Origin of the sequence: Burkholderia stagnalis, from assembly GCF_039848545.1 — a bacterium.
GTDB classification, from domain to species: Bacteria; Pseudomonadota; Gammaproteobacteria; order Burkholderiales; family Burkholderiaceae; genus Burkholderia; species Burkholderia stagnalis.
The window spans coordinates 223213-248292 of the sequence record NZ_CP156686.1 but is presented as its reverse complement, the minus strand read 5'-3'; the positions used below and the strand labels follow the sequence as shown (position 1 = coordinate 248292).

The window sequence follows — 25080 nt, the reverse complement described above, 5'->3', positions numbered from 1 at the left end:
TTTGTTCATCCAAACCGACTAATCGGCACGCGATCCACGCGGCTGTTGCGCACCCCGGCAAACCCCGCTCGCCGTTGCTAAGATAGCGATCCCATCGCTTCGACGAACACCCGATGCCACCTGTCCGCCGTACGCCCCGCCCTTCGCGCCCGCGCGCCGCCGCGGCCGCCCCCGCCGTCTTCCCTACCGGACCTCGCCCGTGAGCACGCCCCCGATCCTGTCCGTCTCGAACCTGTCCAAGACCTACGCGTCCGGGTTCCAGGCGCTGAAACACGTCAACCTCGACATCCGCCCGGGCGAGATCTTCGCGCTGCTCGGGCCGAACGGCGCCGGCAAGACGACGCTGATCGGCTCGATCTGCGGGATCGTCACGCCGACCGACGGCCGCGTGACGGTCGGCGGCCACGACATCCGCAGCGCGTACCGCGCGGCCCGCGAACTGATCGGCCTCGTGCCGCAGGAGCTGACCACCGACGCGTTCGAAACCGTGTGGGCCACCGTGTCGTTCAGCCGCGGCCTGTTCGGCAAGGCGCCGAACCCCGCGCACATCGAGAAGACGCTGAAGGCGCTGTCGCTGTGGGACAAGCGCGACAACAAGCTGATGACGCTGTCGGGCGGCATGAAGCGCCGCGTGATGATCGCGAAGGCGCTGTCGCACGAGCCGCGCATCCTGTTCCTCGACGAGCCGACCGCCGGCGTCGACGTCGAACTGCGCCGCGACATGTGGAAACTCGTCGATTCGCTGCGCGAAAGCGGCGTGACGATCGTGCTGACCACGCACTACATCGAGGAAGCCGAGGAAATGGCCGACCGGATCGGCATCATCCTCGGCGGCGAACTCGTGCTCGTCGAGGAAAAGCGCGAGCTGATGCGCAAGCTCGGCAAGAAGCAGCTGACCGTGCAGCTCGACCGCGCGCTCGCGGCCATGCCGCCCGCGCTCGCGCCGTTCGGGCTCGAACTCGCGGACGGCGGCAGCGCGCTCGTCTACACGTACGACTCGCATCGCGACGACGCGAGCATCGCAACGCTGATCAACGCGCTCGGCGCGGCCGGGATCGGCTTCCGCGACCTGCACACCACGCAGAGCTCGCTCGAGGACATCTTCGTCAGCCTGATCGACAACCGCCGCAACGGCGTACACGAGGCAGCCCACCCATGAACTTCCATGCGATCCGCGCGATCTACCGCGCAGAAATGGCCCGCACGCGGCGCACGCTGATGCAGAGCATCATCGCGCCGGTGATCTCGACGTCGCTGTACTTCGTCGTGTTCGGCTCCGCGATCGGCTCGCGCATCAGCGACGTGAACGGCATCGGCTATGGCTCGTTCATCGTGCCGGGCCTCGTGATGCTGTCGCTGCTGTCGCAGAGCATCTCGAACGCGTCGTTCGGCATCTACTTCCCGCGCTTCACGGGCACGATCTACGAGATCCTGTCCGCACCCGTGTCGTACTGGGAAATCGTGATCGCATACGTGGGCGCGGCCGCGTCGAAATCGATGCTGCTCGGGCTGATCATCCTCGCGACGGCCGGGCTGTTCGTGCCGCTGCACATCCTGCATCCGTTCTGGATGGTGCTGTTCCTCGTGCTGACGTCGATCACCTTCAGCCTGTTCGGCTTCGTGATCGGCATCTGGGCCGACAGCTTCGAGAAGCTGCAGCTCGTGCCGCTGCTGATCATCACGCCGCTCACGTTCCTCGGCGGCAGCTTCTATTCGGTCGACATGCTGCCGCCCGCGTGGCGCATCGTCACGCTGTTCAACCCGATCGTCTACCTGATCAGCGGCTTCCGCTGGTCGTTCTACGGGCTCGCCGACGTGCACGTCGGCATCAGCCTCGCCGCCACCTCGCTGTTCCTGATCGTGCTGCTCGCGATCGTCGCGTGGATCTTCCGCACCGGCTACCGGCTGAAGAACTGATGCGCGCACGCGTCGCGGCCGTGACGCATTTGGCCAAGCCCGCGACGCTTTTCCTCCGATGCAGCCAATTGTGGTCGCGTCTACTGAAGAGCAGAGGCCTTGAAGCACCCCGCTTCGAGGCCTTTTCTCTTCCGCAGAGGACGCCATGCCCGCCACCGCCTCCATCACGCGCGCCAGCGCGGCCGCCCGGCTCGAACGTCTGCCGTTCTCCGGGTATCACAAGCTGATCTTCTTCATCATCGCGATCGCGTTCTTCTTCGACTCGGTCGACCTCGGCACGATGACCTTCGTGCTCGGCTCGATCAAGAAGGAGTTCGGGCTATCGACCGCCACGGCCGGGCTGGTGGCGAGCGCGAGCTTCTTCGGGATGGTGCTCGGCGCGGCGGTCGCGGGCCTGCTCGCGGACCGCTTCGGCCGCCGCCCCGTGTTCCAGTGGAGCATGGTGCTGTGGGGCGCGGCGTCGTACCTGTGCTCGACCGCGCAGAGCGTCGACGCATTGATCGTCTATCGCGTGCTGCTCGGCATCGGCATGGGCATGGAGTTTCCGGTCGCGCAGACGCTGCTGTCGGAATTCGTGCCGACCGCGAAGCGCGGCCGCCTGATCGCGCTGATGGACGGCTTCTGGCCGCTCGGCTTCATCACCGCCGGCATCGTGTCGTACTTCGTGCTGCCGCAGTTCGGCTGGCGCACCGTGTTCGCGCTGCTCGCGATTCCGGCCGTGTTCGTGCTGGTGGTGCGCCGGCTCGTGCCGGAATCGCCGCGCTGGCTCGAGCACGCAGGCCGGCTCGGCGAGGCCGACACGGTGATGCGCGAAATCGAGGCGAAGGTGATGCGCTCGGCCGGCGTCGCGACGCTGCCGCCGCCGGCGCGGCTCGCACCGGCCCCGGCGCCGCGCGGCCGCGGCGCGCTGCGCGAAATCTGGAGCGGCGCGTATCGCCGCCGCACGGCGATGGTGTGGCTGCTGTGGTTCTTCGCACTGCTCGGCTTCTACGGGCTCACGTCGTGGCTCGGCGCGCTGCTGCAGCAGGCCGGCTTCGAAGTCACGAAATCGGTGTTCTACACGGTGCTGATCTCGCTCGGCGGCGTGCCGGGCTTCCTGTGCGCGGCGTGGCTCGTCGAGCGCTGGGGGCGCAAGCCGACCTGCATCGCGTCGCTGCTCGGCGGCGGCGCGATGGCGTATGCGTACGGGCAAAGCGCGCTGTACGGCGGCAGCACGACGCTGCTGATCGGCACGGGCCTCGCGATGCAGTTCTTCCTGTTCGGGATGTGGGCGGCGCTGTACACGTACACGCCCGAGCTGTACGGCACCGGCGCGCGCGCGACGGGCTCGGGCTTCGCGTCGGCGATCGGGCGCATCGGGTCGCTGATCGGGCCGTACGTGGTCGGCGTGGTGCTGCCGGTGTTCGGCCAGGGCGGCGTGTTCACGCTCGGCGCGCTGTCGTTCGCGGCGGCGGCGCTCGCGGTGTGGACGCTCGGGATCGAGACGAAGGGCCTCGCGCTGGAGGAACTGGCGTCCGGCGATGAAGCGGGTGACGGCGGGCGCTATGCGCCGGCGGTGGACAAGGTGTCGTGACCCGGCCGACACGCCGTCGGGCAGCGGGCCGGCTGCCGCAGCCACCGGCCCGCGACGAACACCCGGGGCCCCGGCCCCGCCCCCGCTGCACGCCGCGCTTTCGCGGCTGACATCACCCGACGCTGAACACCGACACCGCGGTCCGCAGCCGCGCGGTCTGTTCGTCGAGCGACGACGCGGCGGCCGCGGCCTGCTCGACGAGCGCCGCGTTCTGCTGCGTGACCTCGTCCATCTGCGTGACCGCCTTGCCGACCTGCTCGATGCCGGTGCTCTGCTCGTCGGATGCCGCGGTGATCTCGCCCATGATGCCGGCGACATGGCGGATCGACTGGACGATGGCCGTCATCCGGTCGCCCGCGACGCCGACGAGCTGGCTGCCGTGGCCGACCTTCTCGACCGACGCCTGGATCAGCGACTTGATGTCCTTCGCGGCGGCGGCGCTGCGCTGCGCGAGCGAGCGCACTTCCGACGCGACGACCGCGAACCCGCGCCCGCCTTCGCCGGCGCGCGCCGCCTCGACCGCCGCGTTCAACGCGAGAATGTTGGTCTGGAACGCGATGCTCTCGATCACCGACGTGATGTCGGCGATCTGGTCCGACTGCTGCGCGATCTGCTGCATCGTCGCGACCACTTCCTGCACCGCCTCGCCACCGCGCTCGGTCGCGTCGGCCGCGGTCGAGACGAGCCCGTTGGCCTGCCGCGCATTGTCGGCGTTCTGCTTCACCGTCGCCGTGATCTGCTCCATGCTCGCGGCGGTCTGCTGCAGCGACGCGGCCTGCTCCTCGGTGCGCTGCGACAGGTCGAGATTGCCCCGCGCGATCTCGCCCGTGCCGATCGCGATCGAGTGCGTCGCGGACTGGATTTCAGCGATCATCCCGACGAGCGCCGCCCTCATCTCCGCGAGCGCGGCCAGCAGGCTGCCCGGCGCGGCCTTCGCCGCATCGAGCTGCACGTTCAGGTTGCCGGTCGCGATCGCGCGCGCGATCCGCGTCGCCTGCGCGGGTTCGCCGCCGAGCGTGCGCGTGATGCTGCGCAGGATCGCCCACGCGATTGCGGCCAGGCCGGCCGCGATGCCGAGTGCAATCGCGCCCAGCAGCACCGCGAACTTCGAGAACGCGGCATCGATGTCGTCGTAGAAGAAGCCGGTGCCGATCCACCAGTCCCAGTCCGGGATCGCCACGACACCTTGCAGTTTCGGCTCGGGTTCGCCCTCCGGGGTGCGCTTCACGAGCACGTCGACGAGCGCGAAATGCGATTGCGCCATCCCGGCGCGATACGCGTCGCGGTCGAGCAGACCATCGGGCGTGTGGTTGCCGTTGGCCTTGGTGCCGATGAACTTCGCGTTCGGGTGCACGAGATTGACGCCGTCGGCCGTCGTGACCCAGTAGTAGCTCCGCGTGTTCGTGTTGAGCCGGGAGAGCGCCTCCTTCGCCTGCTGCTGCGCCTGCTCGCGCGTCAGCGCGCCGCTCGTCTGCAACTCGCGGTACGCGTTGACCAGGTGCTCGGCTTTCGTCAACAGAATGACGATTTCCTCGCGGCGGCTGTCGATCAGCGCGGAGCGCAACGTATGCAGCGCCGTCGCGGCCAGCAGCACGACGCCCAGTAGCGCCGCCGCGACGAGCAACAGCAGTTTCGTGGAAAGCCTCATGCGCACGCCTCGATGTGTTAACTATCCGGTACGGATAACGACGTTCGCGACGAAGACTTGAGCGGCGGCACACCCGCGTAAACCCGCAATCCTGAACCCGCCGGGGCTTCGCGCGATCATCCGTGCCCGCGGTCGAACCGACGATCGCGCAAATTCTTCCCGAGCGGATGTCGATTTCCGGCATCCTGATCCGTCGTAGTGTCGGAACCGCCCGCCGACCGCATGCGCCGTCGGCAGGCACCCGCCCTGCCCCTTTCAAGGAGAAACGAAAATGCGCGTGATGGTCATCATCAAGGCGACCAGCGAGTCCGAAGCCGGCCAGATGCCGGATACCGAGCTGCTGACCGCGATGGGCAAGTACAACGAGGAACTGGTGAAGGCGGGCGTGATGCTCGCCGGCGAAGGGTTGCACCCGAGCTCGCGCGGCAAGCGCGTGCGCTTCTCGGGCGCGAACCGCACCGTGACCGACGGGCCGTTCGCGGAAACCAAGGAGCTGATCGCCGGCTTCTGGCTGTGGCAGGTGAAATCGATGGACGAGGCGGTCGAATGGGTGAAGCGCTGCCCGAACCCGATGCACGGCGAATCGGAGATCGAGATCCGGCGCGTGTTCGAACCGGAAGACTTCGGCGCGGAATTCACGCCGGAGCTGCAGGAGCAGGAAGCGCGGCTGCGCGCGGGCATCGAGGCCGCGCAGAAGAAGCACTGACGGCAGCGGCGCGGCACGGGCGCTGCCCGCCGCGCCCGCGCTCACCCGCTGGCCGCCTTGCCGCCGACGCCGGCCTGCAGCCCGCGCGGCCATGGCGAGTGCGGCAGCAGCGCGAAGCTCACGTTCACCTGGCCGCCGAGGCTGGAAATCCGCATCGCGCCGGCGCCGCGGGTGCGGGTCAGGCAGCCGAGGTGGGACGACGCCGTGCCGGCCATGCCGAGCTGGCACGTCCACGCGAGGGTCGCCTCGCGCCGCCCCGCGTCGCTGAAGCCGATCAACCCGCTCCATTCGCTCGGCCCCGCGCTGAGGCCCGGCACGAATTCGGCATGACGAATCCCCATCGGCTGCCAGCGGCAGCGGCCCGGCTCGTAGCGGTCGAGAAAGAAGCGGATTTCGAAATGCGTCTGGCCGGCCGGCAGGCGGACGTTGTCGGTGATGAGCTGCGGCACGTCCGGTGCGCCGGTCACCCGCCCGAGCAAGGTCTGGGACCGGCAGCGCGGCTCGGTGGACGCGAAGTCGATGCCGAGCCACAGCTCGACTTTCGGATCCTTGCTGCCCTGGATGACGAGCACGCGTTGCGGATCGTCCGTCTCCATCGGGCGATCCGACAGCGCGTTGTGCTGTGCCTCGACATGCGCGTCGAAGCGCAGCGGCGGCTCGTCGGCGGACGCCCGGCCGGGGCCTGCGGCGAACCACCCGATGAGCACGAGCACGAGATGAGCGCGCGGTGACATGGCTCCCCCCATTTGGCGGTGCTTCCCCCGACCGGCGTCGTGTGTTGTCCCGGAGCCGCCCGACGCGCACGCCGCGCAGGCGTCGGCCCGGCTTGTGTCGCCGATGATCCATTGTGAGCGGCGGCCGGCGGCGCCGTAAAGCTGGGACGAACCCCTGAGCGGACGCGCGCCGCCTGCGCTATCGCCGCATTTTCGGCGCGAGCTGCGTCGACTCGCGCGCAAGTGCGACGAACGCCGCCAGATAGTCGATCGCGCCATCCGCTTCCCGCGTGCCCAGGAAGATCTGCTTCGCGATCCCGTCGCGGCCGAGCTTGACGGGCGTTACCGGGATCCGGTCCGCGTATTCGTCGGCGAGCCACCGCGGCAGCGCGGCCACGCCGCGCCCGCTCGCCACCATCTGCAGCATGATGTCGGTCGTCTCGATCACCTTGTGGCGCTTCGGCACGACCCCGGCCGGCGTCAGGAACTGGTTGTAGATGTCGAGACGGTCGGTCTCGACCGGGTAGGTGATCAGGATCTCGTCGGTGAGCTGCGCGGGCTCGACGTGCGTGACGCCCGCCAGCCGATGCGTTTCGGCGACCACCAGCACCTGCTCGTAGTCGAACACCGGATCGAAGCGCAGCCCGGGGCGGTTCAGCGGATCGGGGGTGACGAGCACGTCGATGTCGTAGCCGAACAGCGCGCCGATGCCGCCGAACTGGAACCGCTGCTTCACGTCCACGTCGACGTCCGGCCATTGGGCCAGATACGGCGACACCACCTTCAGCAGCCACTGGTAGCACGGGTGGCACTCCATGCCGATGCGCAGCGTGCCGCGCTCGCCGTCGGCGTATTGCTTCATGCGCGCCTCGGCATGCTCGAACTGGGGCAGCAGCCGGTTCGCCAGCGCCAGCAGGTATTGCCCCGCCTGCGTGAGCCGCAGGCTGCGCCCTTCCCGATCCCAGATCGGCGTGCCGAGCTGCTGCTCGATCTTCTTGACGGTATGGCTGAGCGCCGACTGCGTCAGGTACAGCGCGCCCGCCGCCGCCGTCAGCGAGCCCTGCCGCTCGACCTCGCGAATGATGACCAGATGGATCCGTTCCAGCATGTCGGTAACTCGCTTGCCTCGTTCATGAAAAAATCTAATCGATTAATGAAATAATGCCATTTTATTTCATGAGCCGGAAATCCTATCATCGCTGCCATCCCTTTCAACCACCGCTTTCAATCCACCGGAACGGCAGCCCATATGGTCAGCACACACAATCTCGGCTTCCCGCGCATCGGCGCCCAACGCGAACTGAAGTTCGCGCTCGAACGCTACTGGAAGGGCCAATCGTCGCGCGACGAACTCACGGCAGCGGGCGCGCAGCTGCGCCGGCGCCACTGGGCGCACCAGCAAGGGCTCGACCTCGCGCCGGTCGGCGACTTCGCGTTCTACGACCAGGTGCTCGACATGAGCTTCACGCTCGGCAACCTGCCGCAACGCGTGCAGGGCTTTCACGGCGACCCGCTCGACAACTATTTCCGCGTCGCGCGCGGCCGCTCGGCGCAGTCGGGCGACGCGCACGACGCGTGCTGCGGCGGCGTGGCCGCGGGCGAGATGACGAAGTGGTTCGACACGAACTATCACTACATCGTCCCCGAGTTCACCGCGGACACCAACTTCACGCTCGACCCGTCGCGGCTCCTCCAGCAGCTCGGCGAAGCCCACGCGCAGGGCGTGAAGGCCAAGCCGGTGATCATCGGCCCGGTCACGTACCTGTGGCTCGGCAAGGCGAAGGACGATTCGTCGCGCCTCGCGCTGCTGCCGAAGCTGCTGCCGGTGTACGGCGCGCTGCTGGACACGCTGACCGCGCAGGGCGTCGAGTGGGTCCAGATCGACGAGCCGGCGCTCGTCACCGAGCTCGACGACGAATGGCGGCAGGCGTTCCGCACCGCGTACGAATCGCTCGAAACGCGGCGCATCAAGCTGCTGCTCGCCACCTACTTCGGCCCGCTGCGCGAGAATCTCGCGCTCGCGTGCTCGCTGGCGGTCGACGGCCTGCACGTCGACGCGATCCAGGCACGCGACGAAGCCGCGACACTGGCGCGCGAGCTGCCGGCCGAACGCGTGCTGTCGGTCGGCGCGATCAACGGCCGCAACATCTGGAAAACCGACCTGGCCGCGACGCTCGACTGGCTCGAGCCGCTCGCGCAGCGGCTCGGCGAGCGCCTGTGGCTCGCGCCGTCGTGCTCGCTGCTGCACGTGCCGGTCGACCTGTCGAGCGAGCAGCAGCTCGATCCGGAGATCCGTTCGTGGCTCGCGTTCGCGCTGCAGAAGCTCGACGAACTGAAGGTGCTCGCATTCGCGCTGAATCGCGGCCGCGCGTCGGTCGCGGCGGAGCTGGCCGACAACGCGGCCGCGATCGCGAGCCGGCGCGCGTCGCCGCGCGTGCACAACCCGGCCGTCAAGGCCGCGGTCGAGCGCATCACCGCCGCGCTCGGCCGCCGGCAGAGCCCGTATGGCGTGCGCGCGCCGAAGCAGGCCGCACGGCTGAAGCTGCCCGCGTTCCCGACCACCACGATCGGCTCGTTCCCGCAGACCGCCGAGATTCGCCAGGCACGCAGCCGGTTCAAGGCCGGCGCGCTGGACGCGGCCGGCTACAAGGCCGCGATGCAGGCGGAAATCGCGCGCAGCGTGCGCGAGCAGGAAGCGCTGAAGCTCGACGTGCTGGTGCACGGCGAGGCCGAGCGCAACGACATGGTCGAGTATTTCGGCGAGCAGCTCGACGGCTATGCGTTCACGCAGTTCGGCTGGGTGCAGTCGTACGGTTCGCGCTGCGTGAAGCCGCCGCTGCTGTTCGGCGACATCAGCCGCCCGAAGGCGATGACCGTCGAGTGGATCACGTATGCGCAGTCGCTCACGACGAAGCCGATGAAGGGCATGCTGACCGGCCCGGTGACGATCCTGAACTGGTCGTTCGTGCGTGACGACCAGCCGCGTTCGGTGTCGTGCCATCAGCTCGCGCTCGCGATCCGCGACGAGGTGCTCGACCTCGAGCAAGCCGGCGTGCGCGTGATCCAGATCGACGAAGCGGCGCTGCGCGAGGGCCTGCCGCTGCGCCGCGCGCAGTGGAACGACTACCTGCAATGGGCGGTGGAGTCGTTCCGCATCGCCGCGAACGGCGTGCGCGACGACACGCAGATTCACACGCACATGTGCTATTCGGAGTTCAACGACATCATCGCGTCGATCGCCGACATGGATGCCGACGTGATCACGATCGAGACGTCGCGCTCGGATATGGAACTGCTCGATGCGTTCGACGATTTCAAGTATCCGAACGAGATCGGGCCGGGCGTGTACGACATTCACTCGCCGAACATCCCGAGCCAGGCGCACATCGTCGCGCTGATGAAGAAGGCGGCCGAGCGCATTCCGGCGGAGCGCCTGTGGGTGAACCCCGATTGCGGCCTGAAGACGCGGCAGTGGGCGGAAGTGGTGCCGGCGCTGACGAACATGGTCGCCGCTGCCGGCGCGCTGCGCAGCCAGTTGCGGTAACGTGCCGCGAGCGCCCCGCCATTCGGCGAGGGCGCGCCCGAACCGGTGAATTGACGTAGCCCCCTTCATAACGTATCGTTTTGCGACGTTATGAAGGGGCTACCTGCCATGCACTCCCGTTTCGACCGTTTCCGCGCGACGCCGCTCGGCGCGCAGCTCGAAGCCCTGATCGGGCTGCCCGAACGCTATGCCGAATTCGCGGCGCTGTCGCGCGTCGGCGTGGCGGCGATCGGCGCGGTCCAGGACGAGATCGCGCAAAAATTCCCCGAGATCGAGGCCGACACGACCGCGCGCCAGTTCTGCGGCGCGCTGGTCGCCGACGTGATGCGCCGCCGCGGCCACGACGTCGTGCAGGCACGCGGCCGCCTCGGCGGCGCGCTGTTCAGCTATGGCGCCGTGTTCAGCCCGCATCCTCAACTGCTGCCATTTACCGACATCGTCGGCGAACTCGCGCGCATGCCCGCTGCTTTCGCCGCGTTCGCCGCGCGCGTGCCCGCGGCGCTGCGGGCGCGGCGCCCGGCCGGCACGGGCTTTTCGCTGGTCGAACACGCGTGCCACCTGCGCGACCTCGACGCGGTGTTCGCCGCGCGCATCGATGCGGTGCGCACGGCCGACCTGCCGGTGATCGCGTCGGTCGACGGCACCGCGCTCGCCGAGCAGCGCGACTATCTGCATCAGGATTTCGACGCTGCACTCGACGCGTTCCGCGCGGCGCGGCGCGGGCTGTGCGCGACGCTCGCCACGCTGACACCCGCCGAGCTGACGCGCTGCGGCCTGCGCGACGGCATCCGCCGCATGTCGCTCGACGAACTGGTGCGCGAGCTGCTCGATCACGACCGCACCCATTGCCTCGAACTCGACGAACTGCTCGCCGAACTCGGCCTGCCGCCCGCCACCGACACCACCCACCCCACCCCGCCCGCCGCATGAACTTGCCCACGCCCGTCGTCTTCATCCACGGCTTCATCGGCACCTTCGACGTGCCCGGCTGGCACGGCCCGCATCTCGCACCCGACCTGCTCGGCTACGGCGCGCACCGCGCGGCGCCGCCCGACGGCATCACGCTCGCGGCGCAGGTCGAGCAGGTGCGGCAAGCGGTCGATGCGCACTTCGGCGGCGCGCCCGTCGACGTGCCTCGCCTGAACGGGCGCGTTGCGCCGCCCGGCTGACAAACCGTATGCGTCGCCGAAATTTGGCTGAAAGGCGCGGTTGTTAGAGTCATCCCGCATAGGGTTTCCGAGGAGGCCTGCCCTTCAGGCGGACACGACGAATGCGACGATCCCTGAACCTTGCGCGCGCGCTGCCGCTGTTGCTGCTGCTTGCGCTCGCGCGCCCCGCGTGGGCATTCCAGACACGGGTGGTCACGATTCCCAGCGCGACGATGCAACAATCGTTCGCGGCGACCGTCGTGCTGCCCGATGCGTACGTGCGCGGCAACCGTGGCGGCAACGCCGCCGAACGCTTCCCCGCCGTGTACGTTCTGCACGGCTCCGGCGGCGACCATACCGACTGGACCGCCAACACGCGCATCGGCGAGCTGGCCGACCGCTACCACGTGATCCTCGTGATGCCCGACGGCGGCCGCGAAAGCTGGTACCTCGACAGCCCGTTCGAAACGGGCAGCCGCTACGAGACCTTCGTCGGCAAGGAGGTCGTGTCGTACGTCGACGCGCATTTCCGCACCATCGCAACGAAACGCGCGCGCGCGATCACCGGGCTCAGCATGGGCGGCTTCGGCGCGCTGCGCATCGCGCTCGACCGGCCGGACGCGTTCGGCGCGGCCGGCAGCATCAGCGGCGCGGTCGACCCGCGCGCATGCGACGACGAGCCGCGCATCGATCACGTATTCGGCGACCGCACGCGCCATCCGTCGTTCTGGAACCGCAGCGCGATCGTGGAGAGCGCCCTCACGTTCGCGTATGCGCAGATGGACCTGACGATCGATTGCGGGACCGACGACACGCTGGTCGGCTCGAACCGCACGCTGCACGAACGGCTCGTCGCGCTCGGCGTGCCGCACGACTACGCGGAGCGGCCCGGCGGCCACACGTGGGACTACTGGGCGAACGCGATCCGCTATCAGGTGCTGTTCTTCGCGTCGTCGTTCCAGCGCAGCGGCTACGCGTTCCACCCGCACACCGACGTCGCGGGCCGCCCGGGCGCAGCGCCACGCGCAGGCTGACGCCCCCTGCCGCGAATCGCGCGGCATGGTGTCGGCCGCGTTCGCGCGGGCGCTGGCGCCGCCGTCGGCAAGCCGGATAAGAAGGGGGGAATCAGTTGCGCCGGCGGGAATCCGCGTTCACCACGCGGTCGAACACTTCCTGCGCACGCGCCAGCTCGTCGAGCGCGCGATCAAGCCGGGACATCGCCATCGCGTATTCGGCCGGCGACGCCTCGTCGTCGGCTTCGCCGCGCACGGCGCGAAACGCCTCGTCGACGTTGCGCGTCGCTTCGACGAAGCGTTGCGCGGCCTCGGCCTCTCGCGAACAGATGTGGGTGGACATCGACACTTCTCCCTCAGGTTGCCGTATGAAGCAAGCCGGCGCCCAGTGTGCGCGGTGCGCACGGCGACGGGATGACCAACTGCGAACTGCCTGTCAATGCATCGGCCGTCGCGCTGCGCGCTTCGCGCCGATTTTCCCCCTCCACTCGCCGATCCGCCACGACGAGATTGCAACAATGTCCTGCGCGCCGCTTATGCCCGGCCGACCTGCGGATGCGTGAGGCCGCCGAACGCGGCCGGCTCGCCCGGCGACAGGTCGAACAGATCCTGCGTGAAGCCGCGCACATGCTCGGCCGCCGGGCGCTTGCGCAGGCGCGCCGCGTGCGACGGCGCGACGTAGGCGGCCGCGGTTTCGATCGGCGGCACGTCGAACAGGTCGCGCGTGAAGCCGCGCACCTGTTCCGTCGCCGAACGGCCGCGCAGGCGCGTGACCAGCTCGACGAAGCGGTCGAAATCGCCGTCGCGGGTGGCCTTGTTCACATCGGCGAGATCGCGCGCCTTCAGCACGCTCGGCTGCGTGAGCCGCACGAAATACGGCGCCTCCAGCTCGACCGACAGCGCGAGCGGATAGCTCTTGCCCGCCTGCTCCAGCGCGCGCCCCGCACAATCGACGACCACCGCGCCCTGCGCGGCGCCGAGCCGCTTGCCGCTGCTCACGCTGCGCAGCTGATCGGGAAACACGCGCAGGCGCGTGCCGATCGTGAGCGCCGTGGATGACGCGCACACCAGCGCGTAGTGATGCCCGCGCGGCCGCCCCGACGGCAGCGTCGCGCGGCTCGTGATGAAGGTGTGCGGCGGCAGCTGGCGCACCTGGCCGCCCGCATCGACCCACGCATTCCACAGCAGCATCTTCTCGCGCTTGCGCTCGGGCGCACGCGCGCGAGCGGCCACCGGCGAGAACAGCGCGAGCAGCGCACCCGTGCGGTGCGCGGCGATCTGCGCGCTGCTGCCGAGCGGCTGGTTGATGCCCCACAGAAACCGCCCGCCCCCCAGCCGGCGCTCCCATTCCTTGCGGAGCACCACGGCAGGAAGTTCTTCGCCGGACTCGGAACCGATCTTCGTCCAGCAAAACGTTCGGGGGAGGTGTTTCAGTGTCATCGACTTTCTCGGGATGCAGCAGCTTGCCAGCTTCAGCAAGTCATTCAATAGCCGTAACTGTATAGGTATAATGCATCGCATGGAAGCCCCGGATACTGATTTTCCCGTTGATGACCTGTTGCGCCGCTTGATGGCGGATACCCGCTCGTCCAGCGAAATAGCGCGGCTTTCCGGGGTCAGCCAGCCGACCGTGTCACGCCTTCGGCAGTCGAACGGGCGCCGCCTGCGCCGCAGCGCGCCATTCAATAAGCTATGCACTTTCTATGGTGTCGACATGCGTCCGTCGCGGCGCCGCTATAACGAACTGCTGCGCGACGCGATCGTCGACGCGTGGGACGGCTCCGACGAGCACGGGCGCGCGCTGCTGGTCGTGATCCAGGGCTTGAAGGATTTGCAGGGGAAGGCCGACGACGGATGACGCGGCGGGCGGGCGCCGCCGCAAGTGACGAGCGCATAAGAAGCATGCCGAACGGGCGGTGACGATCATGGGTCGTCGCCGCCCGTTTCGTTTTCGCGCGAATGAACGGCGGCATCGAGATGCCCGGCCTCGCCGCCGGCGAGGCGCGCAACCCGGAGAAGTCGCCGCACGCGTGCCGTTCTCCCGGCGAGAACATGGCGTTCTGTCCCAGCCGGCTATGCATCGCGCCGGGGTTCGCACGAGCCACCCGCCGCCGGCCGGCACGCAACCGGCGGCCTCCGCATGACCGACTGTTGCCCAGCCGACGACAGTCCGTTCCGCGCGCGCCGGCTACCGGGCGCCGATACGGCCCTGTAACGTTGCGGTCGTGACGGCGCGGCCACGCACAACCCCACTCCCGAACCGGAAACCCACATGGAATTCATGCTCGACCACGCGATCGACGACGCGGCAACCCAGGACATCTCGCATCAGATCCGGACCGTCGACCCGGATGCCGAGGTTCAGGTCGACCCGGCGAACCGCACGGTCCACGTCGATTCGTGGCTGTTCGCCGAGGAGTTCTTCGTCGCGTTCGACGATGCCGGCTACGCCGTCGTGCGCATCAACGACCGCTGAGCCGCGGCATCCGCCCGCCCCGCTTTCCATCGACGTCATCCTTCATCGGAAATCTCCCATGGCAAATTCGACCGTCGCCGCGCATCTCGGCGCACTCCACTATCGCGTCACGCTGACCGCCGGCGCCCACACCCTGCACAGCGACGTGCCGGAACGGCTCGGCGGCGGCGACAGCGGCCCCGATCCGCACGACCTCCTGCTGTCGGCGCTCGGCGCCTGCACGGCGATCACCGTCGCGATGTATGCGCAGCGCAAGGAATTGCCGCTCGACAGCATCGACGTGCGGCTCGCGATCACCGACGAACGCCCGGGCGCGCCGACGAAGATCGCGCGCGACATCACGCTGAACGGCAACCTGACGGCCGGGCAACGCGACCGGCTGCTGGAAATCGCGAACGCGTGCCCGATTCACCGGCTGCTCACCGGCGACGTCGAGATCGACAGCCGCCTGACCGCGTGACGCGGGCCTTTGCCTTTGATTGCCTTTGCCTTTGATTGCCTTTGACCAGGAGATTCACGACATGGACACCCGCGCCGACACGCCGCAGGCCTCCCCCGCACCCGGCCAGCAGGCCGCCGAACGCTACCCGGCGCGCGCCGCGGAAGTCGGCGCGCTGCCGATCCACCGCGCACTGCCGAACCGCCTGCGCAAAACCGTCGGCGCGTGGTGCTTCCTGGATCACGCGGGGCCCGTCGCAGTGTCCGCCGACACCGGCATGCACGTCGGCCCGCATCCGCACATCGGCCTGCAGACCTTCACGTGGATGATCGAAGGCGAGGTGCTGCATCGCGACAGCCTCGGCTACGAGCAGGTGATCCGGCCCGGCGAGGTCAACCTGATGACCGCCGGCCGCGGCATCGCGCACACCGAGGACACCGTGTCGCCCGACGGGCGCTTTCATGCGGTGCAGTTGTGGATCGCGCTGCCCGATGCGCATCGCGCCCGCGCGCCCGCGTTCGAGAACTACCGGAACCTGCCGGTGCACCGCGACGGCGGCTTCACGATCACCGTGCTGGCCGGCGCCGCGTTCGACCGCGTGTCGCCGGCGCAGGTGTATTCGCCGCTGGTCGGGCTCGACTTCGCGTCGGACGGCGCCGCGCAACTCGCGATGCCGCTCGATCCGGCGTTCGAGTATGCGGTCTACGTGCTGAGCGGCGACGTGACCGTCGACGGCGCGGCGCTCGAACCGGACGTGCTGCTTTATCTCGGCACCGGGCGCGACCGGCTCGACCTGAAGACCGGTGGCGCCGCGAAGTTCATCGTGCTGGGCGGCGCACCGTTCGAGGAAACGCTGCTGATCTGGTGGAACTTCGTCGCGCGCAACCCGGCGGAAATGGTCGCGGCGGCCGACGCGTGGCACGCGCAGCGCGGGTTCGGCGACGTGCCGGGCGCCGCCGCCCCGCGCATGCAGGCGCCCGCGCTGCCGCCGACGTGGAAGTAGGCGCGGCCCGAGCTACTGTTCGAGCCCGACCGCGAGCGGCCGCTGGTCGCTGCGGCCGTGGTCGTCGACCACCCGCACCGTGAAGCTGCCGGCGGTGCCCGGCTGCCAGAACAGCACGTCGCCCGGCGCGCTGCGGCCGACATACGCGTCGTTGACGAACCAGTAGAGCGCATGCGCGCTCGCGTCGGCCGTCGCGTTGAACGCGATGCGCGTGTCGCGCGCGTCCTTCACGCGCATCGCGTAGGTGCTGCCGCGCAGCGGCGACGTGATCCGCGGCGGATCGCCGTCCACCTGCCCCGCGTTCGCGCAATCGGGGTTCTGCGGCGGGTGCCGGCGCGGGATGCCGGCCTTCGCGAACACCTGCTGCAGGTCCGACGGCCAGAACTCGAAGATTTCGGTGTGCGTGCGCTTGCCGTCGTACGGCGGGCACGCGGGCCGGCCAGTCGCGTCGTCGATCACGACAGGCCGGTGCACGGTGCTCACGCGGATCGGCGACGTGCCGGGGATGAACCACGTCCAGCCCTGCTGCGGACACCACTCGTTCGGCAAGTCGCCGCTCGCGAGGCAGATCCGCACGCGCTTCACGCGCGGCGGCGCCGGCCGCGGCGGTTCGGCGAGCGCGCGTTCGGCGCCCAGCGCGTCGACGATCTGGAAGAACAGCGGCGCGGCCGCATCGACGCCGACGAAGGCCGTGTTGCTCGAATTGTCGAAATTGCCGACCCACACGATCAGCACGTACGGCCCGAACACGCCGGCCGTCCACGCGTCGCGGAACGACCATGACGTGCCGGTCTTCCAGTACACCGGCAACTGCACCGGCTGCGCGCCGCTCGTCTCGTCGGGGCGCAGGTGCTGGCGCAGCATGTCCATCGTCATGAAGCTCGCCTCCGCGCTCAGCAGCCGGCGGCCCGGCGCGACCGGTTCGTCCGCGCGCAGCCGCAGCGGCCGGAACACGCCGCCGTTCGCGAGCATCGCGTAGAGGCCGGCCAGATCCTGCATCGTCACCTCGCCGCCGCCGAGCACGAGCGCGAGCCCGTAATGCTGCGCGCTCGCGAGCCGGCGCACGCCGGCGTCCTGCAGGAAGCGGTACAGGTCGGGCTGCCTGAGCTGCGACGCAACCCATACCGCGGGTACGTTGCGGCTGCGGTTCAGCGCATCGGTCGCGGTGATCGGCCCGAGGAAATGGCCGTCGAAATTCTCCGGCGCGTACGGGCCGAACGACGTCGGCACGTCGCGCAGCACCGTCTGCGGATGCAGCACGCCCTGGTCGAAGCCGAGCGCGTAGATGAACGGCTTGAGCGTCGAGCCCGGCGAGCGCCGCGCGAGGGTGCCGTTCACCTGCCCCTGGATCGCGCGGTCGAAGAAGTTCGCGGAGCCGACCAGTGCCTTCACGCCCATGTCGCGCGTGTCGACCAGGATCGCGGCCGCGTTGGCGATGCCGTGCGTGTCGTTGCGCGCGACATAGCGGCCGACCTGCCGCTCCAGCGCGCGCTGCAGGCCGAGATCGAGCGTCGTGACGAGCCGCGCGTCGTCACTGTCGCCGTCGCCGTCGCCGTCGCCGCCGCGGTTGCGCCATGCGGCGCGCGCGGCGAGCGCCTGGTCGACCGCATGCGGCGCGTCGAACGGCAGCGCGGCGAGCGGGCGCATCGCGAGCGGCAGCGCGAACAGCGGCTTGAGCGCCGCATCGCGCGGGTGGCGTTCGAGCCAGCGCGCGTACAGCCGGTTGCGCGACACCGTGAGCGCGCGATTGATCTCGTCCTGCCCCGCGCCGCCGCGCACGCGCCGCGCAGGGTCCTGCGGAATCACCGCGAGCGCGAGCGCCTCGGGCAGCGTCAGCGCGTCGGGCTGGCGATCGAAATACGCGACGCTCGCCGTGCCCGCGCCTTCGACGTTGCGGCCATACGGCGCGTCGTTCAGGTAGGCCTCGAGGATCTGCCGCTTCGAATAGAACAGTTCGAGCTGCAGCGCGCGCCCGACCTGCTCGAGCTTGCCGAGCGGCGTGCGCGTGTTGAGCCGCCACAGCGAGCGCGCGAGCTGCATCGTCAGCGTCGAGCCGCCCTGCGGATTGCGGCCGCGCACGTAGGTGACCCACGCGCCGCGCGCCAGGCCGTACGGGTTGAAGCCGGGGTGCCACCAGAACCAGCGGTCCTCGTGCAGCATCACGGCCTCGACGAGCTGCGGCGACATCCGTTCGAGCGGCACCCACAGCCGGTAGCGGTCGTCCTTCGCGAGCGTGAGCCGCAGCAGCCGGCCGTTCGCGTCGAATACCGCGGTCGACGACGGCTTCCAGTCGCGCAGCGCCGGATGCGGCCACAACCGGAAGCCGGCCAGCACCGCCGCCGCCAGCAGCACGCCGGCGATCACGTTCTGCCAGCGGTGCAGCCAGCGCGCGGCGCCGTGCAGGCGCCGGCGGATTGCCGAGCCGTCAGCCATGCGCCGGGCCGCCTGCCGCAGACGCCGGCGCCGGCGTGCGCGCCGCCGCCGTCATCGCGCGCGCCCGACCGTCAGCGTCGCGCCGCCCGGCGACTGCGCCTGCACGCGCCGGTCGTACATCGATTCGCCGTACGCAGGCGGCACGACGAAGCGGCCCGCGTTGCTCGCCTTGATCCGGTATACGAACTCGCGCACGTCGGTGGTCGCGGTGCCGTAGATCACCACGCGATCCTCGCGCACGTCCGCGTACTCCGGTTTCCAGCTCGACCCCGCGACGCCGATCGGCGAACGCCACGGCGCATTCGCGGCGGCGGCCGCGTCCGCGTTCTCGCCGCCGTCCTGCGCGTCGGTTGCCGGCGGCGGCGCGATCACCGGATCGAAGCCGCCCGGCAGCAGGTCGACGATCGCAACGTTGCCGACGTTCGCGGCGCCCGTCGCGCGGATCTTCAGGTGCACGTCGATTTCCTGGCCGAGCGTCGCCTTGTCGAGCGGCTTGCCGTTCGTATCGGTGTACTCGCGCACGATCTCGAGGCCGTCCTTGATCGCCTTCGTCGACGTGCCGCGGTCGTAGCCCGACTGGCTCGCGATCCACCATGCGGGCAGTGCGCTGCCGTTCACGATGTCGACGCGCGTCGCACCGGCCCCCCATGTGCCGGAGCGCACGAGGTTCGCCTGGATCGACGACACGTCCTTCGGCGCGCCGCCCGCGCGCACCTCGTCGATCGCGAGCGTGTCGAGGCCGGTCGCGGTCGCCCCCGCATACGCATCGAGCGCGAGGATCGTCATCGACGACGACAGCGTGTTGTAGCGGTTGCGCGCGAGCGGCGCCGCGATGTTCTCCATCACGCGCGGCGACAGCTTGCGCACGCGCTCGGGGAAGTGCTTCGCGAGCAGATACAGCACGCTCGCGTCGCGCGTCAGCGGATCGATGTAGTAGCCGGCCTCGTACGGTTCGCTGCGCGCCGCCTTGCGTTCGAGCAGCGCCTGCGGGCCCGCGATCAGCGCGGCCGCCTCCTTGTCCTGCTTCAACAGCTGGTACGACGCGGCGAGCCACCCGGCCGCGAGATCGTTCTTCCAGTCGTTCGGATACGCGTCCTGCAGCCGCTTCTGCACGGCCGCGAGGCTGTTGGTCGTCACGTTGCCCTCGCGCGTCAGCAGGTACACCGCGTACGCGCGCTGCCGCAGCAGGTCGAGCGAGCCGAGCCGGTCGTTCGCCGCGAGCTGCTGCAGATACTGGTTGCCCGCGTCGAGCATGTCCTTCGGCACCGCCGCGCCGCGCTCGCGCGCGTCGATCAGCACGTGCATCGCATACGCGGACACGAACGGATCGGCATCGGGCGTCGCGCTCCACAGCCCGAAGCCGCCCTGCGCGTTCTGCCGCGTGCGCAGCGCGCCGAAGAACTGCGCGGCCGCGTCCACGGCGGCTTTCCCGGCCGATGCCGACGAATCGGCCTGCGGCTGGCGCGGGCTCGTCAGCGCGCGCACCGACAGCCACTTCGACGCGAACAGCCACGGCACGACCGCGCTCACCATCTGCTCGCTGCAGTAATGATCGAAGTTGACGAGATACGACGCGAGCCCCTCCGACAGCACGAGCGGCGCGGTCGAGACGCTCGCGTCGCGTGCCGCGTAGGCGTCGTACATCGCGCGCAGGTTCGGCACGCTCGCCTTCTTGCCCGCGTCGAGCCGCGCGAAGTCGAGCTGCGTGCGGAACGCGGCGGCCGGCCGCACCGCGACGTCGACGCTTTGCTGCGCGGCCTTCGCGCCGTAGCGCGCACCGAACGACAGCGTGCCGGAGCCGAGCGTGTCGGTCGCCTTCACGCGGAACAGCACGACGCCTTCGCGCATCGGCGCGAGCGCGACGTTCTGCGTCGCGGGGCCGACCACCTGCAGTTGCGGGCCCGTCTTCAGCGTGACCGCGACCGGCACCGGCGCGTTGCCGGCGCCGGTCAGGTTGTTCGCGACGCCGACGCTCACTTCCGCCTCGTCGCCCGGCGCGAGCGTGGTCGGCACGTTCGGCGACAGCACGAAATCGCCGCGCACCGTCGTCGCGCCTTCGTAGGTGCCGATCAGGTCCGGCGACACCGACACGGCCATCACGCGCAGCCGGCCGTTGAAGTAATCGGGCACGGTGTAGCTCACGCGCGTGTCGCCGTTCACGTCGACGATCCCCGACCAGTAGACCACCGGCTTGTCGCGCTTGCGCTTGAACGGGTTGAGCTGGCGGCCGGGCGCGTCGTCGGCGTCGCCGCCCGGCGCGGCCATCGACATCAGCTTCTCGAAGTCCGGCAGGATCAGGTCGAGAATCTGCGACGTGCCGACTTCCAGCATCCGCTTGCGGAAGAAGAACTTCAGCGGATCGCCGAGCTTGTAGCGCGCGACCTGCAGGATCCCCTCGTCGACGGCGAACACCACGACCTTCGCGGGCTTCGCCGAATGCACGGTGAAGGTGGCGGTGTCGCCCGGCTTCACGAGCGCGGGCGCGTCGACCGTGAGCGCGTTGCGGCGCGCGTCGAGGTTCACCGAGAACGGCACGACGCCGTAGCTCAGCGGGCTCATGAAAATCTCGTCCGACGACGGGTCGCGAATGTACTGCACGTTGATGTAGCCGTTGCCCTCGAAGCCGGCCGGCACCGTGATGTGCTGGATCGAGCTCGTCGTATCGGCATGGAACCACGCATGCGCGTACACCTTGTCGCGCTCGATCGTGATCAGGCCGCTGCCCGCGTACGGCGCGCGGATCGCGATCTCGACCTGCTCGCCCGGCTTGTAGTCGTGCTTGCCGAGGCTCACCTGCAGCTCCGCGTTGCGGTCGAGGGAGCGCGACACGTTCGCGTCGCCTGCGACCGCGTACTCGATGCGGTTCACCGCAGTGCCGTCCGCGCGGCGGATCACCAGCGCGTAGCTGCCCGGCTTGTCGGTGCGCAGCGCGTAGTCGAGGCCCGCGGCCGGAATCGTCAGCGGCTTCTCGTCGACCGGCACTTCCTTGAGCCGCGAGTCGTACTTGTAGGCACCGGAATCCTGCTTGGTCAGCACCGACACGTAGCGCTGCTCGACAAGCTGCGCGCGCAGGTCCTTCACGTCGAGCGCCTTCGCGCGCGGATCGATCGCGGCGAGCCGCACCGTGCGCGGGCTGCCGCGCTTCACGTAGCCGAGATCGTCGACCGACTTGTAGCCGACCAGCCAGTCGTTGTTCGACACGAGCGTCTGCGCGTTCGCGGCGACGCTGCGCCCGCCTTCCGCCTCGAACGCCTTCGCCTGGAAGTAGAGCTGGTAGGTCGCGTCCGCGTACTTGTTCAGGTCGAGGTCGAATTCCGCATGACCCTTGTCGTCGGTCTGGCCGTCCTGCAGCGTGGTCGTATAGCCCTCCTTCGCGCGCCGCGCGTCGAAGAACTGATAGCCCTGCCAGCTGCGGAACGACGGCCACACCGGGCGCAGCGTCAGCGTCGCGGCGACGCGGCGCTTCTCGGCCGGCGTGCCGAACAGGTTCTGCGCATCGACGAGCCCCTTCAGCCCGTCCGGCTTCACCCAGCCTTCGACGACCTGCTGCGACAGCTTCGCGTCGACCTTCATCCGGTCGGGCAGGAATTCCTTCACCTGCACCGTCGTGCTGCCGATCGGCTGGTCGCCCGGCTGGCCGTCCTTGACGATGTACAGGTTGACCGTCCATGCGCCGGTCGGCGCGGTCTCGGCCGTCGTGTAGCCGACTTCGGTGAAGCCGGTCGCGTCCACCGTCACCGGCTTGCGCTCGACCGTGATCCCGCGCGGGTCGACGATCTCCGCCTGCAGCGGCACGCCGGCCGGGCTGCGCGCCCAGCTCGCGGCGCGCACGATCAGGCCGATGTGGAACGGGTCGCCCGGCCGGTACAGCCCGCGATCCGAGAACAGGTACGCGGACAGCTGCCCCTGGCCGGTCGCGTTGCGCTCGCCGTCCACGTCGAAGCGCGAGAAATCGAGCTGGCGGTCGCGGCCGCCCACCGGCAGGAACGACAGGTCGCCGTCCTTCTTCACGACATAGAGCTGCGGACGCCTCTCGCGCTCGAGCCCCTTGAATGCCGGGAAATGCACGACACCGTCGGCGGCCGTGGTCTGCGTGAACAGCGCCTGGCCGTTGACCGCGAGCACCGACACCGTCGCGCCCGCCACCGGCCGGCCCGACCGGATCGACTGGATGAACACGTCCTGGCTGCCGTCGAGCGCGCGCTTGACGAGCATCCCGAGATCGGTGACGACGATCAGCCGCGTGTCGCCGAGCGCGCTGTCGCCGTCGCCGCTGTCACCGTCGCTCGATTCCGCGCTGTCCGACTGGCCCGCATCGCCGTCGCCGCCGGCCGAGCCGTCGTCGCCCTTCGCGGCGTCGGCCTTTTTCTTCTCCGCGGCCGGGTCGTATTTCGACAGGTGCAGCAGGAACACGCCGCGCTTGCCGCCCTTCAGGTACTGGCCGAGATCGACGCCCTCGTAGTGCGCCTTGCCCGGTTCGCCGGCCGGGAACGCGCGCGTCTGCACGAAGCGCTCGACGATGTGATCCTCGCTGAACGAATACGACAGCTCCGGGCGCGCGTACGAGCCGTGGTTGAAGCTGACGAGGTGCTGCAGCTGGTCGGGCACGACGCGGCCGATCTCGACCTTCATCCCAGGCAGGTTGCGCGACACGACCGACAGCCGCTTGCTGCCGCTCATCGACAGCAGCGAGCCGTCCGCCATGAAGCGCAGCAGCTTCGGATAGTCGGGCACCGTGAACGCGCGCGCGACGGGCTTGCCCAGCAGGTAGCCGCCGGCGGATTTCAGGCCGTCGTCGATCCGCACGACCACGCGATCGCCGGGGGTCGCGTGGTACTTGAAGCTCTGCAGCGTCGCGTAGTCGCCCTCGGTCGGCACCGGTTCGAGCGGCAGCGGCTTCGACTGCTTCAGCACCGCGTCGCCGATGTCCTCGACATTCCATTCGTACGGCGGCGCGTCGTCCGACTGCTCGACGCCCGGCTTGCGCTTGGGCAGCACCCACGCCTTCGCGCGCGCAGCGAGCTCCGCGCTGCGCACGCCGTCGGACGCTTCCGCGACGATCACCTGCTCGGGCTCGTAGCGGTCGTTGTCGACGAGCGTCGGCGACACGTCGCCGATCGACAGGCTGTACAGCCCCGGCACGCCGACCGATGCGTGCAGCGCGTCCTTGGTGCCGTCGCCGCCGCGCGCGCTCTTCACGCCCTTGTCGACGTCGAGCCGCACCGACAGCGGGTCGCGCGGGATCTCGAGCGGCTGCGAATGCACCCACGCACGCAGCTTGTGGTCGTCGTAGGACACCGAATAGCGCAGCGGCGTCGTGCTCTTGCCGTCGCGGCCGACCAGCACGAGCCCGATGCGCTTCTCGAATTCGGCCGGATCGACCGGGTAGTTGAACTGCAGCGCGAGGATCGCCTGCTTCTGCGCGGGGTTTTCCGGGTCCTGGTAGAACTGGTTCTCGCCGAACTGTGCGGCGAATGCCGCGACGTCGAACGCGAAGCGGTCGTCGGCCATCGTCACCTGCGGCGCGAACGCCTCGCGCACCGCGAACCGCCCCTCGACATGCGCGCCGACCGGCCAGTCGGTGAGCGGCGTGAAGCGCAGCGTCTTGTCGTCGACCCATTGCCACCCGCCCTTCAGCGCGGGCGTCAGCGCGATGCCGCGCTCGACCGGCTTGCCGACGAGCTCGAGCGGCGCGGCCGAATGCGAAAACACGATGTCGAGCGGATGGATGGTGACCTTCGGGCGGCCGTTCTCGTCGGTGTCGTAGGTCGTCGCGGCAGGCGGCTTCACGGTGAAGCTCACCGTCTCGGGCTCGGGCGGCTTCGGGCGATGCTGGTACCCGTGCCAGCCGCCGGCGAGCGCGGCGCCGAGCACGACCGCGCCGGCCGCGTGCCACGGGCGGCGGCGCACCGTCGCGACCGCGAAGCCGGCCCATGCGGGCGCAGTCCACGACACGTTGCCGACGATCGGCCGCAGCAGGCGGCCAAGCAGGCGCCCGACGAAGCCGATCGCGCGAATCGGCAGGAGCAGCAGGAAGCGCAGCAAGTCCATCTTGTTCTTTTCCTTGTCAGGGACGTGCTGCCGGCCGTGGCGACGTTCCCCGGAATAGTTGTCTGACGGCGCGGCCCGGTTGCGCCGTGGATGCTTCGTTCTGTGAAACAGTGCGACGAAAAAAACCGCCGTATTATCGGCCAGGCCGGAGTCGATGGAAACTGCGTCCGCGGTTTCGGGGCGATGCGTCGGATCGGCGCGACACGCTCGCGTGTCGCGCGATGGCCAGGCGGAGGAAAGGGCCGGCTGCATGCCGGGCAGGCCGGCCGTGCAAAGTGACGCGGTGCGTCAGCAGCTCACACGTCGAAGGCGGAACGCGCCGTCACGCACCAGCCGGCTCCCCGGATATTCTCGAATCGTTTCCGAATCGATGCGGGAGACGAACCTTCTGCGCGTCAACGGCGCGTGCGGGCCCG

Annotated in this window: 18 protein-coding genes and 1 pseudogene; 12 read left to right on the top strand and 7 right to left on the bottom strand. The window is 69.5% G+C overall.

Annotated features, from left to right (window positions below; genetic code table 11):
* Positions 1 to 199 precede the first annotated feature (199 nt).
* The 3 genes from ABFO07_RS17940 to ABFO07_RS17930 all read left to right on the top strand — a co-directional run bounded on the left by ABFO07_RS17940 (position 200) and on the right by ABFO07_RS17930 (position 3490).
* Positions 200 to 1159, top strand: a complete 960-nt coding sequence (locus tag ABFO07_RS17940) for an ABC transporter ATP-binding protein (protein ID WP_059562178.1) — start codon at positions 200 to 202, stop codon at positions 1157 to 1159.
* Positions 1156 to 1917, top strand: coding sequence for an ABC transporter permease (locus ABFO07_RS17935; RefSeq protein ID WP_059562175.1), 762 nt, complete (start codon positions 1156 to 1158; stop codon positions 1915 to 1917). The genes ABFO07_RS17940 and ABFO07_RS17935 overlap by 4 nt, the downstream gene beginning before the upstream one ends.
* 145 nt (positions 1918 to 2062) lie before the next feature.
* Entirely contained in the window at positions 2063 to 3490 is a 1428-nt protein-coding gene (locus ABFO07_RS17930; RefSeq protein ID WP_059562172.1) for an MFS transporter, read from the top strand.
* A 112-nt stretch (positions 3491 to 3602) separates the two neighbouring features.
* On the opposite strand, the gene ABFO07_RS17925 is transcribed toward ABFO07_RS17930, so the two are convergent.
* Positions 3603 to 5138, bottom strand: a complete 1536-nt coding sequence (locus ABFO07_RS17925) for a methyl-accepting chemotaxis protein (protein ID WP_059801535.1) — start codon at positions 5136 to 5138, stop codon at positions 3603 to 3605.
* 271 nt (positions 5139 to 5409) lie between these two features.
* On the opposite strand from ABFO07_RS17925, the gene ABFO07_RS17920 reads away from it, so the two are divergent.
* Positions 5410 to 5844, top strand: coding sequence for a YciI family protein (locus ABFO07_RS17920; protein ID WP_059992670.1), 435 nt, complete (start codon positions 5410 to 5412; stop codon positions 5842 to 5844).
* 41 nt (positions 5845 to 5885) lie between these two features.
* Here the strand turns inward: ABFO07_RS17920 and ABFO07_RS17915 are convergent, their stop codons facing one another.
* Both ABFO07_RS17915 and ABFO07_RS17910 read right to left on the bottom strand, forming a co-directional pair.
* Positions 5886 to 6578, bottom strand: coding sequence for a hypothetical protein (locus tag ABFO07_RS17915; protein WP_059801538.1), 693 nt, complete (start codon positions 6576 to 6578; stop codon positions 5886 to 5888).
* Between the two features lie 178 nt (positions 6579 to 6756).
* Positions 6757 to 7665 carry a LysR family transcriptional regulator gene (locus ABFO07_RS17910; protein WP_059801540.1) on the bottom strand — a complete coding sequence of 303 codons (909 nt, stop codon included), beginning with the start codon at positions 7663 to 7665 and terminating at the stop codon, positions 6757 to 6759.
* Between the two features lie 141 nt (positions 7666 to 7806).
* Between ABFO07_RS17910 and metE the strand changes: the two genes are divergently transcribed.
* From metE to ABFO07_RS17890, 4 genes and pseudogenes are all read left to right on the top strand, one after another.
* Positions 7807 to 10101 (top strand): 5-methyltetrahydropteroyltriglutamate--homocysteine S-methyltransferase, encoded by a 2295-nt coding sequence (gene metE, locus ABFO07_RS17905; RefSeq protein ID WP_124491266.1) that lies wholly within the window; start codon positions 7807 to 7809, stop codon positions 10099 to 10101.
* A gap of 108 nt (positions 10102 to 10209) precedes the next feature.
* Positions 10210 to 11031 carry a DinB family protein gene (locus tag ABFO07_RS17900; RefSeq protein WP_347469365.1) on the top strand — a complete coding sequence of 274 codons (822 nt, stop codon included), beginning with the start codon at positions 10210 to 10212 and terminating at the stop codon, positions 11029 to 11031.
* A pseudogene (locus ABFO07_RS17895) lies at positions 11028 to 11234 on the top strand (alpha/beta fold hydrolase); the annotation flags it as partial. The gene ABFO07_RS17900 and the pseudogene ABFO07_RS17895, both read left to right, overlap by 4 nt.
* 137 nt (positions 11235 to 11371) lie before the next feature.
* Positions 11372 to 12283, top strand: a complete 912-nt coding sequence (locus tag ABFO07_RS17890) for an alpha/beta hydrolase (RefSeq protein ID WP_059986543.1) — start codon at positions 11372 to 11374, stop codon at positions 12281 to 12283.
* A 91-nt stretch (positions 12284 to 12374) separates the two neighbouring features.
* Here ABFO07_RS17890 and ABFO07_RS17885 read toward each other — a convergent pair whose 3' ends face one another.
* Together ABFO07_RS17885 and ABFO07_RS17880 are read right to left on the bottom strand one after the other, a co-directional pair.
* Positions 12375 to 12605 (bottom strand): hypothetical protein, encoded by a 231-nt coding sequence (locus ABFO07_RS17885; protein WP_059801546.1) that lies wholly within the window; start codon positions 12603 to 12605, stop codon positions 12375 to 12377.
* A 191-nt stretch (positions 12606 to 12796) separates the two neighbouring features.
* Complete coding sequence (locus ABFO07_RS17880; RefSeq protein WP_059562145.1) at positions 12797 to 13702, bottom strand: hypothetical protein; 906 nt, start codon at positions 13700 to 13702, stop codon at positions 12797 to 12799.
* A gap of 79 nt (positions 13703 to 13781) precedes the next feature.
* On the opposite strand from ABFO07_RS17880, the gene ABFO07_RS17875 reads away from it, so the two are divergent.
* From ABFO07_RS17875 to ABFO07_RS17860, 4 genes are all read left to right on the top strand, one after another.
* Entirely contained in the window at positions 13782 to 14120 is a 339-nt protein-coding gene (locus ABFO07_RS17875) for a helix-turn-helix domain-containing protein (RefSeq protein ID WP_059884769.1), read from the top strand.
* 414 nt (positions 14121 to 14534) lie between these two features.
* Positions 14535 to 14738 (top strand): hypothetical protein, encoded by a 204-nt coding sequence (locus ABFO07_RS17870; RefSeq protein ID WP_059884596.1) that lies wholly within the window; start codon positions 14535 to 14537, stop codon positions 14736 to 14738.
* Positions 14739 to 14796: 58 nt separating this feature from the next.
* Complete coding sequence (locus ABFO07_RS17865; RefSeq protein WP_059884594.1) at positions 14797 to 15198, top strand: OsmC family protein; 402 nt, start codon at positions 14797 to 14799, stop codon at positions 15196 to 15198.
* A 61-nt stretch (positions 15199 to 15259) separates the two neighbouring features.
* Positions 15260 to 16180, top strand: a complete 921-nt coding sequence (locus tag ABFO07_RS17860) for a pirin family protein (protein ID WP_347469364.1) — start codon at positions 15260 to 15262, stop codon at positions 16178 to 16180.
* Positions 16181 to 16192: 12 nt separating this feature from the next.
* Here ABFO07_RS17860 and pbpC read toward each other — a convergent pair whose 3' ends face one another.
* A complete protein-coding gene (pbpC, locus tag ABFO07_RS17855) occupies positions 16193 to 18613 on the bottom strand; it encodes a penicillin-binding protein 1C (RefSeq protein ID WP_347469363.1) in 2421 nt (806 codons plus the stop codon).
* A gap of 51 nt (positions 18614 to 18664) precedes the next feature.
* A complete protein-coding gene (locus ABFO07_RS17850; RefSeq protein WP_347469362.1) occupies positions 18665 to 24664 on the bottom strand; it encodes an MG2 domain-containing protein in 6000 nt (1999 codons plus the stop codon).
* Between the last annotated feature and the right edge of the window lie 416 nt (positions 24665 to 25080).